Genomic DNA, 14,388 nt, shown 5'->3' with positions numbered 1-14,388 from the left:
TTTCGACTCTAAGATCTACCCTCGGTCTATTTGTGATGATCGGAGTGTCCCGTGAGTCGGTGGCGCAGGGCGTTGCTCGCCGCATCGATCGGTTCCGTGGCGACGGCTGGTCTCCTGGCCGTGCCACCCGCGAATGCGGGCACGTTCAACCTGGTGGTCGACTACAGCTGCAGAGGCGGGGTCGCAGGGGACGGGCCGGTGACCCTCAGGGCGCGAGTGGGCATTCCCACGGTGGCGCAGAAGGGCGGCAACCTGGCGCTCACCTGGTCGCTCGAATACACCGGCGCTCGCAGGTTCATGTCCCCGGACTACTTCGAGGCGGGGGCGAGGGTCTCGGTTCTCGGGAACGTCCAGGCGGAAGGCGCGTGGACCGGCGTGCTCCAGCCGAAGGGCTCGAAGGACCAGGCGGCGCTCGAACCGAACGTCCGGCTGGAGCCCCCGGAGGGGCTCGCGTCGGAGGCCGCGCTGACCGAAGAGGGCGTGCTGAAGCTGACCGTCCAGGGCATGACGGTGGACTTCGTCCCTCCGAAGCAAGAGATCATCGTGAACGACGACAGAACCGACCGGGTGACCTACACCGGGAACTGGCAGCATGTGGGCTCGACCCGGCCCGAGTACAAGGACTGGCTGCGTGACGTCCACACCAGCGACGTCAAGGGAGACAGCGCCAGCATCACCTTCACCGGGACGGGGTTCGAGTACATCGGCCGCCGCATGCCGGACGTCAGCACCGTCAACGTGACCGTGGACGACGACGACACAGGGCGCGTCGACCCCAAGAAGCTGCCCAACGGCCAGGACACGAACGCGATCGAAGGCAACGTCAGCCTCTGGAAGCGTCACGACCTCGACTACGGCAAGCACACCGTCACGATCAGGAGCCTCGACGACGCGCCCGTCAACCTGGACGCCTTCAAGCTCCTGAACCGCGAAATGATCAGTCCCCCCACGCTCCACAGAGCCACCTGCACCGTCACCAGCAGGCCGGACACCGTCGAGATCATCGTGCAGGGCCCCTCCACGTCGCCGTCCCCGAGCTCGACCCCGACTACGCCCACCACGACGCCGACGACGACTCCGACGACCACCCCCACCAACACCGGCACGTCCACCGCGACCAGCACCCCCACGCGGAACCACTCCCGGCCCACCCCGAGCAGCGGGCTCGGGCACGTGATCGTGGTGCCGGCGGCGACCGGGACGAGTACCAGCACGAGCACGCCCACCGCGACCGGCCCGACGGCGACCACGTACGTCAGGGCGCAGGTGGCCAAGATCCCCAAGGGCGGGGTGGACACCGGTGAGGCGCCCGACGAGCCGGACCGGCCGTACGGGCTGATGGCCAGTGGGGCGATGTTGCTCATGGGCAGCGCGGGCGGCGGGCTCGCTCTGCGCCGGCGCAGGGCCGCGCACGCGGGAGGAACGAAGTGATGGCCGAGCAGAAGACTCCGATGCAGCGGGCGATGCCCGGACTGCTGATCGCCGGTTCGCTGGCCGGCGTCGGCGCGATCATGGTGGGCCTGCTCTCCGTGGCGCCCAAGGTGGACGACGGCTCCGGCACGCTGGCCGCCGCCGACCGGCCGACCACCGTGCAGATCGAGAACGCCGGCGCGTTCGTGCTGCCCGCGACCGTGGGTCCGGGCGGCAAGGGCGCGACGCTGACCCCGGCCCGGCCGGAGGCGCCGCCGCCGCTGGCCGCCGCGCCGACCGTGCCACCGATCCCCAAGGCGAAGACCAAGGCCGCCAAGGCCAAGGCCCGGCCCAGCCGGATCAAGATCCCCAAGATCAAGGTGAACGCCCCCATCGGCGGCGTCACCGTGGACATCAAGGGCAACCTGGGCACCCCGCCGCTGACCAGGCCGAACCAGACCGGCTGGTACCGCTTCTCGCCGGTTCCGGGCGAGCTCGGGCCCGCGGTCATCAACGGCCACGTGAGCACCCGTAAGGGCCCCGCCGTCTTCGACCGCCTCCGCGAGCTGGCCAAGGGCGACCAGATCTACGTGTACCGGTCGGACGGGAAGGTCACCCGGTTCACGGTGAGCGGGATCGAGCAGGTCAGCAAGTCGTCGTTCCCGACGTCCCGGGTGTACGGGAACACCAAGGACTCGCAGCTGAGGCTGATCACGTGTGGCGGCGTCTTCAACAAGGAGGCGCACAGCTACACCGACAACATCGTGGTGTACGCGACCCTGTCGAAGACGAAGGGCTGATGGGGTTTTTGGGGCGAATTTTGCGTTTTACGGGAAGTTGACAGGGACAGTTCGTAGGATCTCAACCGAACCGTGACCATCGGCTGGAATTCTGGCACGACTGTTGACACTGCGCTGAACGGAGATGGACCCGTGCTTACGTCCCAGGCGTGGCGCCGCCTCGCCCACAAGACCTCCGCCTTGGGATTGATGGGCACACTCGCCGTCTCCGTCGGCTCGGTGGTCGGCCTGTCCTTCCCTGCCGAAGCGGCGGCCCCGAAGACGTTCAGCTACACCTGCCAGGGTGGGCCCTTCACCTTTGGCGCCACTCCTCTCAGCGTGACGCTCACCGGCCCTGACTCGGTCGCTGCGGGCGGTACCTTCGACCTGTCGGTCGGCATTCCGGGGCTGACGCAGACGACTCCGGCCACGCAGGCGACGTATGTGCAGGCCACGGTGGCGTTGACCCCAACAGGAGGGACAGTCACTGATCCCGGAGTGAAGCAGGGAGCAGCTGTCACAGCGAACACCGCTGCCGTTCCTGCTGGCGAAGTGAAGTACAAGGTGTCGGTCGGCGCCACCACGACGGGCAAGGTGAGCATCAAGCCCGGCGAAATCAAGCTCGGTCTCCTTACCAACCCGAGCAGCGTGGCGACTTGTACTCCAGCGTCTACCACCGAGGTCCTCGACATTCCCATCGGAACCGGAGGCGGCGGTACCGGGACGGATGTGGTCGCGTACAAGTGTGATCTGGTGGACACGACGATCAACGATCCGGCCTATCCGGCCGACGTGGACATCAAGATCACTCCTGGCACCCTGCCCACCAACGCCAAGGCGAACGACGAAGTCAGCATCTCGTGGACCAGCACCATCGAGACCAGCAGCCTTGACACGCTGAAGGCCCCCACCGGCTTCCCCGCGAGCGGCGGCAAGTACTTCCTCAACATGAAGGCGTCCGGCGCGGGGGTCACCCAGCCCGCGGCGGCCGAGGGCGCGCTGACCAACGTCGTCGTCGGGCAGGACATCACCACTTTGCCCAGCGTCACCCTCAAGGTGAAGCCCACCACGACCGGCACGGTGACGCTCACCCCCGGCGACCTGATCCTCGGCACCTCGGCCACGGCGACCACCGGCAGCGTGATCAAGTGCGTGGCTCCCACGACGGGCCTCAAGAACTTCACCTTCCAGGTGGCGGCCGGCACGGGGACGAGCCCGTCGCCCAGCCCCAGCCCCAGCCCGAGTCCGACCCCCACGACGACCACCCCCAAGCCCACCAAGACCAGCACCGCGACCGTGACCGTCACCCCGCCCGACAAGTCGAAGACCCCCAAGGCCGGGGCCGACACCGGGGCCGGGGGTATGGCGGGGCCTGACGGGCGGCTGTTCGTCCTCACCGGCACCGTCCTGATCGCGGCCGCGGCGGCCGGTGGGCTGGTGCTGCGCCGGCGTACTGCGGGCAGGGGCTGAGCGGCGTGGCCGGGCAGTATCCCTACGGTGGCCCGCCGCCGCGGGACAGGGGGAGTGCCGCGCTCAGGACCGTGCTGATCGGCGCGGCCATCGCCGGGGTCGTCACGGTCGTGGCGGGCATGCTGATCGTGCTGCAGTCGCCCGAGGAGTACGGCATGGACAGGGACGCCCTGCCCGTGGCGGTGCAGACGCAGGCGTCGGGGCAGCCGCAGCAGGCGTTGTTCCAGGCGCCGCCGGACCAGCCGCCGCCGCTGCCGCAAATCGTGCCGGCGCCGCCGATGCTGCCCTCGACGCCGGTCCGGATCGTGATCAAGCGGCTCGGGATCAACGCGCCGATCAAGTCCGTGGGGCTGGCCAAGGACGGGGCGATCGAGGTGCCGCCGTCCGACAACCCCAACCTGGCCGGCTGGTACCGGAACATGTCCACGCCCGGCGAGGCGGGCCCGGCGGTGCTGCTCGGGCACAAGGACACCCGGACGCGCAGCGCCGTGTTCAGCCGCCTCGGCGAGCTGAAGAACGGCGACACCATCGAGGTCAGACGCCAGGACAAGACGACCGCCGTGTTCACGGTCGGCGGCGTGGAGCAGGCGAGCAAGAAGACGTTCCCGACCGAGCGCGTCTACGGGGGCAGGGAGAACGCCCAGCTCCACCTCATCACCTGTGGTGGGACCTACGATCGCACCATCGGGCACTACAACGACAACATCATCGTCTACGCGACGATGACGAGCTCCTATCGAAGCTGATTCGCGGAGGCGGGCATGGGCTGGATGGCGAAGCGGAGACTGCGTACTGGCCCGACGGCGGCATTGCCCGTCAAACCGGATACCGCCGAGCTGCTGCGGATCGTCCGGCTGGCCGATCCGGACGCACGACCCGACGGCGACGACATCGTGGCGGCCGACGTGCGGGTGTGCGCGCCGGTCGAGGCCGACAGCGAGCTGACCGGCGGGGTGCTGGAGAAGGTGTGGGCCTGCCGGGTCACCGCCGAGGGGCCGCTGCCGTTCGACTTCTTCGACCGCTACCTGGCCGAGGGGCTGGCCTTCCGGCTCAAGGGGCTCGCGGTGTGCCGGGGCGAGGTGAGCGATCCGGCTGATGGTGAGGGGGGCGGTCCCGCCGTCATCCTGCCGGTACGCCCGTCCGCCGAGGACCTGGCGCCCCTGCTTGAGCAGGGGGAGGACGAGTTCACGTACACGTCGGGCGACATCCGGGCCGCGCTGGTCCCGCAGAAGGGGCAGCCGCCAGCGGTGGGGGAGCTGCTGCCGTTCGCCACCGAGCTGACCGCGATCGAGCTGCGCGGCGACGAGCCCGTCAAGCTCGGAGGTCTGGCTCTGGAGCTGGCAGAATCGCTGAACGGGCTGGTCGTGGACCGGTGGCGGTTCAGGGTCGACGCCGCGGAGGACCTTCTGCCCCCGGAGTGACGAGCCACAGAACGTCGTTCTGTTGTAGTCTCTCCCTAATAACCGAATAATGCTCGGTTTCCAGGAGGCACTGTGGCAGAGGCGTACATCGTCGGAGCGGTCCGTACCCCGGTCGGCAAGAAGAAGGGCGGTCTGTCCACCGTCCATCCCACCGACCTGGCCGCCCACACGCTGAAGGCGCTCATCGACCGCACCGGCGTCGATCCGGCGGCGGTCGAGGACGTCATCATGGGGTGCGTCATGCAGTTCGGCCCCCAGAGCATGGACATCGCGCGAAATGCCTGGTTGTCGGCGGGGCTGCCCGAGACGACGGCCGGCGTCACGATCGACCGGCAGTGCGGCTCGTCCCAGCAGTCCATCCACTTCGCCGCCCAGGGCGTCCTGTCGGGCACCCAGGACCTGGTGGTGGCCGCGGGCGTGGAGTCGATGAGCATCGTCCCGATGGGCGCGTCGATCACCGCCGCGCTGGAGAAGGGCATGCCGTTCCCGTTCGGCGACAAGTGGGTCGAGCGCTACGGCAAGCAGGAGATCTCCCAGTTCCGCGGCGCCGAGCTGATGTGCGAGAAGTGGGGACTCCAGCGTGACGTGCTGGAGCAGTTCGCCTACGAGTCCCACCAGCGCGCCGCCAAGGCCGTCGCGAACGGCTACTTCAAGGACCAGATCGCCCCGATCAACGGCGTCGAGGACGACGAGGGCCCCCGGCCCGACACCACGCTGGAGAAGATGGCCGGGCTCAAGACCCTGAAGGAGGGCGGCCAGATCACCGCGGCCACCTCCTCGCAGATCTCCGACGGCTCCGGAGCCGTGCTGATCGCCTCCGAGCAGGCCGTGCGCGAGCACAACCTGACCCCGCGCGCCCGCATCCACCAGCTCGCGCTCATGGGCGACGACCCGGTGTACATGCTGACCGCGCCGATCCCGGCCACCCGGCGGGCCCTGAAGAAGGCGGGCATGTCGATCGACGAGATCGACGTCGTGGAGATCAACGAGGCGTTCGCCCCGGTGCCGCTGGCCTGGATCAAGGAGCTGGACGCCGACCCGGCCAAGGTCAACCCCAACGGCGGCGCCATCGCGCTCGGCCACCCGCTGGGCGGCACGGGAGCGATCCTGATGACCAAGCTCCTGCACGAGCTGGAGCGCACGGGCGGCCGCTACGGCCTGCAGACGATGTGCGAGGGCGGCGGCCAGGCCAACGTCACCATCATCGAGCGGCTCTAGGAGAACCGGTCCAGGAAAGGGTGAGCGCCGCCTCCCGGGCGTAAGAGGGGAGGCGGCGCTCGCTAACTACCATCCCGGTAGTTGTCTAGCGGCCCTTGGACGGGATGATCCGGCGGGGCGAAACGACCGGTCGCTGCGGCATCTTGGGCAGTTGCCGGGGCGGCACGGGCGTGGCGGTCTTCTTCCTGGCTGAACGAACTCGCATGTGAAGCTCCTTTACGCGGACTCAGGACGCGGCTCCGGAAAGGGCCGGGCGTCGGCGAGCACAGCGTGGCCGCGTCTGTCGGACGATGGACTGAGGTGGCTGCTGTCACAGGTAAAGGCGCATGACCGACAAGCTACGGCGTGTCCGTGACGGCGGGCAACTGAATTAACCGGCCGCCGCGAGCTGCTGTTCGAAGCCCGTCACCATGGCCCGCAGGCCCGCGTCGAACCACTGGTCGTAGAAGCGCAGGGCGTCCGCGTCGTGGGTCTCGGCGGTGGAGCCGACCTGGGCCAGGGCGTGGCCGAGCACGTAGACGCCCACCGACTGCACCGCGTTGACGGTGTCGGCGGTGGGCACGCCCGCCGCCTCGAAGCGGGCCAGGAGGCCGGAGATCAGCTCGGTGGCGAGCCGTACGTCCACGGGGTGGGTGGCCAGCAGCGGGACGGCGCGCGGGTGGGCGAGCAGGAAGCGGCGGTAGGCCACGGCGAACCCGGCCAGCGCCCGCGGCCAGTCGGAGACCGGCGTGTAACCGGCCATGGCCTCGGCGAACAGCCGGTCGACGACCAGGGCCACGAGCGCGTCCCGGTTGGGCACGTGACGGTAGAGCGACATGGCCGCCACCCCGAGGTCGGCGCCCAGGCGGCGCATGGTCAGCGCGTCGGGGCCCTCGGCGTCGAGGATGCCGACGGCCGCGGCCACGATGCGCTCGACGCTGAGCACGGCCGGTCGCCCCGCCCGCCTGGGTGCCTGAGTCATGCGGTCAGCGTAACGACGATCGTGGTCGCCAGCATGAGCAGGGACAGCACGCCCACCACCATGTGCTGGACGTCGATGACCACGGCACGGCCCGCGGTCGGCAGGACCTTCCAGGTGCGGCTGTACTCGCGCCGGTAGAGCTCGCGCTGCTCGTCCGTGGCCGTGCCGAAGTAGGGCAGCCACCAGCTCCGTACGTGACCGGCCATGACCAGGAGGCACAGAACCGTCGCGGCGGCGAGCGACCACGTCCGGTGCAGCGCGACGCCGGCCGCGATGAGCAGCGGGAACGGGTAGTTGATCGCGGCGGCCAGGGCCCGCCCCTTGACGTTCGCCCCGCTGAGGTCGTTGAGCGGGAACATGGGCACCCAGTCGATGAGGACGAGCCAGGCGAGCCATACGAGCGGGACGGCGACGGCGACCGCGGTCATCGGGATCTCCTCGAATTTGCTTACTTGGTAAGCTTACACAGTACACAAATTCGGACGACGGCGGTCACGAGCCCTGCGAGGGCCGCGGCGAGCAGGGTGATCGACAACGACGCCGGGAAGTAGGTGAGCTGCTCCCAGGTCACGTACCGGCCGTTGAGCAGCACGGAGACCCAGTTCGGGTAGAACGCGAACACCAGGACCGGCAGCAGCACCGGCACCAGCCGCAGGGCGATCCGCCACCACGGCTTCCCCGACCGCCGGTTCGCCCACCGCCGCGCCCGCAGCACGCCCATGACCCCGAGGCCGGCCGCCACGACGGCGAGCAGGCCCAGCACCAGGTCGTAGAGCTGCCGGTCGCCGCCCAGGGCCGCCGGCGCGCGGCCCTCGCTCATCGCGGCCAGGCCCCGCATGATGTCGTAGGTGGGGTCGTAGAGCGAGGCGCCGTTGGTCATGACGGCGAAGCCGTAGCCGGTCTTCGGCGAGACGGCCTCGACGGCGTTGTAGGTGAACAGGTTGCCGGAGTGCACGAGCAGTCCGGACTCCTCCTCCAGGCCCCAGCCCATGCCGTAGCCCTGCAGGCCGGGCTTGTGCATGGTCTCCAGGCTCTGCTTCTTGACCAGCGGGCGGCCGGCGCCGTTCTGGGCGATCAGCCACTTGCCCATGTCCGCGGCAGTGGTGATGACCGCGCCCGAGCCGCTGCCGTCCAGGAACCCGGACGCCTCCGGCCGGGGCAGCCACATGCCGTAGACCGAGACGAAACCGTCCGCCGGCCGGACGGCCTGGGCGCTCACGGCGCTGCCGGTCATGCCGAGCGGGCCGAAGACGCGGTCCTTCATGAAGGCGTCGAAGGGCCGGCCGCTCGCAGTCTCGACCAGCCGGGCGGCCAGGTCGTAGTTGACGTTGCAGTACGCGTACCGGCTGCCCGGGTCGGCGGCCAGGCGGCCCTCGGCCAGGCGGGCGGTGTAGTCGGCCAGCGAGCCGGCGGACTCCAGGTCGCCGATGTCCAGCGAGCTGTCGGACAGCCCGGAGGTCTGGTTCAGCAACTGGCGCACAGTGATCTTGGCATGGCGCGGGTCGGCCATCCGGAAACCGGGAAGCTGCCCGGCCACCGGCTCATCCAGTGCAATCTTCCCCTGCTCCACCAGGGTCATCACGGCCAGCGCGGTGAACGACTTGCTCACCGAGGCCACCCGCATCGGCGTGGCCGCGGTGATCGCACGCCCTTCGGAATCCTTGCCGTACCCGGCGGCGTGCACGACCTTGTCGCCGTGGGTCACCACGACGGACAGGCCGGGCACGCCGGTGGCCTCCAGCGCCTCGCGCAGATATGAGTCCACGGCGGCGGGGGTCGGCTCGACGGGGGCCGAGGCAAAGGCCGGGGCGGAAGCGGGGGTGAGGGTCAGGGCCGCGGCCAGCCCGGCGAGGGCGATCTTCAAGCTCATGCAGGCAAACGTACGGAGAACGCCCCCACCTCCGAATCTGCCGACGGTCCAGTGGTACCCCCGACGAAAGTCAGGTCTCCGTGGGGGACGGCAGCCGCTCCGGCACCGTGTCGTGCACCTGCTGGAAGATCACCGAGGTGCGGAAGCCGACGATCTCCTTGCGCTTGCTGAGCCGGTCGAGCAGGAAGGCATGGAGGTGGTCGAGGTCCTGGACCGCGACGTGCAGCAGGAAGTCGTCGCCGCCGGCCAGCACGAACACGCTCAGCACCTCGGGCAGCTCGGCGGCCGACTGCTTGAAGGCGTTGATCACGGCCCGGCTCAGCGGGCGGACCTGGACCGAGACCATCGCCTGCGTGTTCCGGTTGAGCGCGGCGGGGTCGATGTCGGCGTGGTAGCCGCGGATCACGCCGCGCCGGGTGAGCGCCCTCACCCGTTCCAGGCAGGTCGAGGGGGCGATGCCGAGCCGGCGGGCCAGTTCCCGGTTGGACTGCCGCGCATCCGTTTGGAGCAGGCGGATGATCGCCGAATCAAGTTCGTCCATGACGCGATTCTGCACCCTTCTCCGATCGAACGTTCGGTGGAGCGGGGGCGGGGCCGAACGATCGGGCTACTTTCACGTGCGTGACTGAACAGGGCCGGATGGGTGCGGGGCAGGGCGTGGCGTTGCTGGTGGGCGCGGTGCTGGGGCCGGGGATGCTGGTGCTGCCGCAGCTCGCCGCCGCGGCGGCGGGGCCGGCCTCCGTGCTGGCCTGGGCGGGGCTGCTCGCGCTGAGCGTGCCGGTGGCGCTGACGTTCGCGGCGCTCGGCGTCCGGTATCCCGACGGGGGCGGGGTGGCGAGCTTCGCGGGGCTGGCCTTCGGGCCGCGGGCCGCCGCCGTGGTCGGCTGGTGGTTCTACGGGGCCGTGCCGGTCGGGACCGTGGCGGGCGCCCTCGTGGGCGGCCGGTACGTCGAGGCGTGCCTGGGCGTGGACGGCACCCTGGCCGGCGTGCTGATCCTGGCCGCGGCGTTCGCCGCCAACGTCGCCGGGCTGCGTACCGCGGGGCGGTTGCAGCTCGCCTCCGTCGCGCTGCTCGTCGCCCTGCTGGCCGTCGCCGTGGTCACCGCCGCCCCGCGGGCCGACCTCGACCGCTTCACCCCCTTCGCCCCGCACGGGCTCGCCGGGGTGGCCGGCGCGGCCGGGGTGCTCATGTTCGCCTTCGTGGGCTGGGAGGCGGCCAGCCACCTGTCGGCCGAGTTCGCCGCCGGGAGGCGCGGGCTGACCAGGGCCACCGTGGTCACCCTCGTCGTGGTCGGCGGGTTGTACCTGGGCGTCAGCATCACCTCGGTCGGCGTGCTCGGCGCGGACATGCCGGGCGTGCCGCTGAGCGCGCTGCTGGAGGCCGGCCTCGGGGGAGTGGCGCGGCCGGTGACCGGGGTGCTGGCGGTGCTGCTGACGTTCGGGGCGGTCAACACGTACCTGGCGGGGGCGGCGCGGCTGGGGGTGGCGCTGGCCAGGGACGGGGCCATGCCCGCCTGGCTGGCCGGGGGACGGGGGCCGTACCGGAGCCTGGGGGCGCTGGCCGTGCTGACGGTGCCCGTCGTGGTGTGGGCGGTGGATCTGGACCTGCTGATGCGGGCCACCTCGGCGTGCCTGGCGGCCGTCACGGCGGCGGGCGTGGCGGCGGCGGTCCGGGTGCTGCCCGCCGGGCGGCTGCGGGTCACCGCCGTCGTGGCGACCGGGATGTCGGCGGTCGCGCTGGCGTGCTGCGGGGCCTTCCTGGCGGTGCCGGCCGTGCTGGCCGCCGTCGCGCTGGGCGTGCTTAAAGCTGTCAGGCGGGCAGTACTCCCAGCACATGACGGCGCACCGTCGGGAGGGTGCCATGAGTGAGCAGACCAAGTACGCGGAGAGCAGGCAGGTCGGCGAGCAGGCCAGGGAGCGCGAATGGACGCGGCCCAGCTTCGCCAAGCAGCTGTTCCTCGGCGATCTCCGGCTGGATCTGGTGCATCCGGCGCCCAGGCCGCCGGACGAGGCCGCCAGGCGGGGCGAGGAGTTCGTCCGGGCGGTACGGCGCTACCTGGAGGACCACGTCGACCCCGCCCTCATCGAGCGCACCGCGCAGGTGCCCGACGAGGTGGTCAAGGGCCTGGCCGCCCTCGGGGCGTTCGGCATCACGATCGGCGAGGAGTACGGCGGCCTCGGCCTGCCCTACCTGTACTACTGCCGCACCCTCACGCTGGTCGGCTCCTACTGCCCCGCGCTGGCCACGCTGCTGTCGGCGCACCAGTCGATCGGTGTGCCGCAGCCGCTCAAGCAGTTCGGCACCGAGGAGCAGAAACGGGAGTTCCTGCCCCGCTGCGCGGCCGGCGAGATCTCGGCCTTCCTGCTCACCGAGCCCGACGTGGGCTCGGACCCCGCGCGGCTGTCCACGACCGCCGTGCGCGACGGCGACGACTACGTGCTGAACGGGGTCAAGCTCTGGACGACGAACGGCGTCGTCGCCGACCTGCTCGTGGTCATGGCCAGGACCGGCAAGAAGATCAGCGCCTTCGTGGTCGAGGGGGACAGTCCGGGCATCACGGTCAGGCGGCGCAACAGCTTCATGGGCCTGCGCGGCATCGAGAACGGCGTCACCGAGTTCTCCCAGGTCAGAGTTCCGGCAAGGAACCTGATCGGGCAGGAGGGCCAAGGGCTGCGGATCGCGCTCACCACGCTCAACACCGGCCGCCTGTCCCTTCCGGCGACCTGCGCGGGCAACGCCAAGTGGGCCCTGAAGATCGCCCGTGAGTGGGGGAACGCCCGCGAGCAGTGGGGCCGCAAGGTGGGCCGGCACGAGGCCGTGGCGACCAAGATCGCCTTCATCGCGGCCACCGCGTACGCCCTGGACGCCGTCAGCGAGCTCACCGCCCGCCTGGCCGACGACCGGCGCAACGACATCAGGATCGAGGCCGCCCTCGCCAAGCTGTACGCCACCGAGATGTCCTACCGGTCGCTGGACGAACTGGTCCAGATCAGAGGCGGACGCGGCTACGAGACCGCCGAGTCGCTGGCCGCCCGCGGCGAGCGCGGCGTGCCCGCCGAGCAGATGCTGCGCGACTCCCGCATCAACCGCATCTTCGAGGGCTCCTCCGAGATCATGCACCTGATGATCACCCGCGAGGCCGTGGACGCCCACCTGACCGCGGCCGGTGAGCTGATCAACCCCGAGGCGTCCCGCCAGGAACGTGCCCAGGCGCTCGGCCGGGCGAGCCGCTTCTACGCCGGCTGGCTGCCGACCCTCATGGCCGGCTCGGGCAACCTGCCCACGGCCTACACCGCCTTCGGCCCGCTGGCCCAGCATCTGCGGTTCGTGGAGCGGACCAGCAGGAAACTGGCCCGGTCCACCTTCTACGGCATGTCGCGCTGGCAGGGCAGGCTGGAGCACAAGCAGTCCTTCCTCGGCCGGATCGTCGACATCGGGGCCGAGCTGTACGCCATGACGGCCGTCTGCCTGAAGGCCGAGGAGGACGCCGACGACCTCGGGCGCAGGCCGTACGAGCTGGCCGACACCTTCTGCAGGCAGGCCCGCCGCCGCGTCCGCACGCTCTTCGACGAGCTCTGGGACAACAGCGACGAACAGGACGTCCGCCTGGCCGGTTACGTGCTCGACGGCCGTTACGAGTTCCTGGAGGAGGGCATCCTCGACCCGTCCATCGAGGGGCCGTGGATCGGGACGCCGGACGGCGGGGAGAACGTGCGGAGAAAGATCCTGTGACGCGTGGTCTAGACCGGTTGTGAGCTTTTTCTGCCCTGAGTGTTTTCAAACCGATACCAGCCGGTATAGACCGGCTGCTGAACACAGGCTTACTCTGGCGCAAACGCGTTGAGCTGTGGCTCTCGCACCCCTCATCCCCTTGGACGGGGTCAGGTAGCTGGTACGGACCAGCCACCCGTCCGACGAGAAGGCGGTATCACCAGTGAACATGAAGCTTGTGGGCGGCGCCGCTCTCGGCCTTGCCACGATGCTGGTCCTGTCCAGCTGCGGCTCCGACGGCGGTTCGGGTGGCGGCGGGAACAACACCCAGGCCTCGGGCGGCGGCCAGGTCACCCTCAAGATGGTCGCCGCCGACTACGGCGACGGCCCCGGCAAGCCGAACTCGGGCGAGACGTTCTGGAAGGGCGTCGTGGACGAGTTCCAGGCCGCCAACCCGAACATCAAGGTCGACGTCCAGGTCATCAACTGGAACGACATCGACAAGCAGGTCGCCACCATGGTCCAGAACGGCCAGGTGCCCGACATCCTGCAGACCGGCGACTACTCCGGCTTCGTCAAGGACGGCCTGCTCTACAAGGTCGACGAGGTCGTGTCCCCGGCCGTGTCCGGCGACCTGCTGCAGAAGTTCGCCGACTTCGGCAAGGTGGACGGCGCCGCGTACGGCCTCCCGTTCGTCTCCTCCGCCCGCGCGCTGTTCTACAACAAGGACCTGTTCACCAAGGCCGGCATCGCCGAGCCGCCCAAGACCTGGGACGAGCTCAAGGCCGACGCCGAGAAGCTGAAGAAGGCCGGCGTGAGCCAGCCGTTCGGCCTCCCGCTGGGCCAGGAGGAGGCCCAGGGCGAGTCGTTCCTGTGGATGCTGGGCAACGGCGGCGGCTACAAGGACGCCTCCGGCAAGTGGGCCATCAACTCCCCGCAGAACGTCGAGACCTTCACCTACATGAAGGGCCTGGTCGACGCCGGCCTCACCACCCCGAACCCGGGCACCAAGGACCGTAAGACGGTCTGGGAGGACTTCGGCGCGGGCAAGGTCGGCATGGTCAACGGCGGACCCATGTCGATCCCGATCTTCGACGCGGCCGGCCTGAAGAACTACGGCGTCGCGGCGATCCCCGGCAAGTCCGGCCCGCTCGACACCACCCTCGGCGTCATGGACTGGATCATGGCGTTCAACAAGAACGGCCACGCCGCCGAGATCAAGAAGTTCTTCGACTTCTTCTACACCGGCAACGCCGCCCAGAAGATCTCCGACACCTACAAGCTGCTGCCCGTCACCAACGGCGGCATCCAGAAGCTGTCCGGCGACGAGAAGCTCAAGCCGTTCCTCGACGCGCTGCCCAACGCCAGCTTCTACCCGTTCCAGGACCCGAAGTGGGCCGAGGTGAACCCGGCGATCAAGCAGACCATCGGCGGTGCCGTCAAGGACGACCCGGCCAAGGTCCTCGGCGAGCTGCAGAAGACCGCCGAAGCCAGCTGATCCAGCGGGGGTCTGTGGAGCCGGCGCGCGGGTCGCGTCCCCGCGCCGG

General features: G+C 70.0%; 13 protein-coding genes. 9 read left to right on the top strand and 4 right to left on the bottom strand.

The window, feature by feature from the left end; translation table 11 throughout:
• The first annotated feature begins 120 nt into the window (after positions 1–120).
• The 6 genes from AB0J97_RS32925 (at position 121) to AB0J97_RS32900 (ending at position 6,298) form a co-directional block, all read left to right on the top strand.
• Positions 121–1,431, top strand: a complete 1,311-nt coding sequence (locus tag AB0J97_RS32925) for a hypothetical protein (protein ID WP_364095926.1) — start codon at positions 121–123, stop codon at positions 1,429–1,431.
• Positions 1,431–2,210 carry a class F sortase gene (locus AB0J97_RS32920; RefSeq protein ID WP_364095923.1) on the top strand — a complete coding sequence of 260 codons (780 nt, stop codon included), beginning with the start codon at positions 1,431–1,433 and terminating at the stop codon, positions 2,208–2,210. The genes AB0J97_RS32925 and AB0J97_RS32920 overlap by 1 nt, the downstream gene beginning before the upstream one ends.
• A gap of 72 nt (positions 2,211–2,282) precedes the next feature.
• Positions 2,283–3,659 carry a hypothetical protein gene (locus AB0J97_RS32915; RefSeq protein WP_364095920.1) on the top strand — a complete coding sequence of 459 codons (1,377 nt, stop codon included), beginning with the start codon at positions 2,283–2,285 and terminating at the stop codon, positions 3,657–3,659.
• 71 nt (positions 3,660–3,730) lie between these two features.
• The gene (locus tag AB0J97_RS32910; RefSeq protein ID WP_357708230.1) at positions 3,731–4,405 is read left to right on the top strand and encodes a class F sortase; all 675 of its coding nucleotides are present in this window, start codon (positions 3,731–3,733) and stop codon (positions 4,403–4,405) included.
• Positions 4,406–4,429: 24 nt separating this feature from the next.
• Positions 4,430–5,080: a hypothetical protein gene (locus AB0J97_RS32905; RefSeq protein WP_364095917.1), complete on the top strand. Its 651-nt coding sequence runs from the start codon at positions 4,430–4,432 to the stop codon at positions 5,078–5,080.
• A gap of 72 nt (positions 5,081–5,152) precedes the next feature.
• Positions 5,153–6,298 (top strand): acetyl-CoA C-acetyltransferase, encoded by a 1,146-nt coding sequence (locus tag AB0J97_RS32900; RefSeq protein ID WP_364095914.1) that lies wholly within the window; start codon positions 5,153–5,155, stop codon positions 6,296–6,298.
• Positions 6,299–6,668: 370 nt separating this feature from the next.
• On the opposite strand, the gene AB0J97_RS32895 is transcribed toward AB0J97_RS32900, so the two are convergent.
• From AB0J97_RS32895 to AB0J97_RS32880, 4 genes are all read right to left on the bottom strand, one after another.
• Positions 6,669–7,259, bottom strand: a complete 591-nt coding sequence (locus AB0J97_RS32895; RefSeq protein ID WP_364095911.1) for a TetR/AcrR family transcriptional regulator C-terminal domain-containing protein — start codon at positions 7,257–7,259, stop codon at positions 6,669–6,671.
• Positions 7,256–7,687, bottom strand: a complete 432-nt coding sequence (locus AB0J97_RS32890) for a hypothetical protein (protein WP_364095908.1) — start codon at positions 7,685–7,687, stop codon at positions 7,256–7,258. The genes AB0J97_RS32895 and AB0J97_RS32890 overlap by 4 nt, the downstream gene beginning before the upstream one ends.
• A 20-nt stretch (positions 7,688–7,707) precedes the next feature.
• Positions 7,708–9,129 carry a serine hydrolase domain-containing protein gene (locus AB0J97_RS32885; protein WP_364095905.1) on the bottom strand — a complete coding sequence of 474 codons (1,422 nt, stop codon included), beginning with the start codon at positions 9,127–9,129 and terminating at the stop codon, positions 7,708–7,710.
• A 70-nt stretch (positions 9,130–9,199) separates the two neighbouring features.
• Positions 9,200–9,670, bottom strand: a complete 471-nt coding sequence (locus AB0J97_RS32880; protein WP_364095902.1) for an Lrp/AsnC family transcriptional regulator — start codon at positions 9,668–9,670, stop codon at positions 9,200–9,202.
• An 80-nt stretch (positions 9,671–9,750) separates the two neighbouring features.
• Here AB0J97_RS32880 and AB0J97_RS32875 point away from each other — a divergent pair, with 80 nt between their 5' ends.
• The 3 genes from AB0J97_RS32875 to AB0J97_RS32865 all read left to right on the top strand — a co-directional run bounded on the left by AB0J97_RS32875 (position 9,751) and on the right by AB0J97_RS32865 (position 14,339).
• Positions 9,751–10,998 (top strand): amino acid permease, encoded by a 1,248-nt coding sequence (locus tag AB0J97_RS32875; protein ID WP_364095899.1) that lies wholly within the window; start codon positions 9,751–9,753, stop codon positions 10,996–10,998.
• On the top strand, positions 10,991–12,862 hold the full coding sequence (locus tag AB0J97_RS32870) for an acyl-CoA dehydrogenase family protein (protein ID WP_364095896.1): 1,872 nt from the start codon (positions 10,991–10,993) through the stop codon (positions 12,860–12,862). The genes AB0J97_RS32875 and AB0J97_RS32870 overlap by 8 nt, the downstream gene beginning before the upstream one ends.
• A 208-nt stretch (positions 12,863–13,070) precedes the next feature.
• Positions 13,071–14,339 (top strand): extracellular solute-binding protein, encoded by a 1,269-nt coding sequence (locus AB0J97_RS32865; protein WP_357708241.1) that lies wholly within the window; start codon positions 13,071–13,073, stop codon positions 14,337–14,339.
• Positions 14,340–14,388: the final 49 nt, after the last annotated feature.

The sequence above is a fragment of the Nonomuraea sp. NPDC049607 genome (assembly GCF_040675375.1).
Lineage (GTDB): Bacteria > Actinomycetota > Actinomycetes > Streptosporangiales > Streptosporangiaceae > Nonomuraea.
The sequence above is the reverse complement of the archived record's forward strand: the minus strand, read 5'-3'. Positions and strand labels throughout refer to the sequence as shown.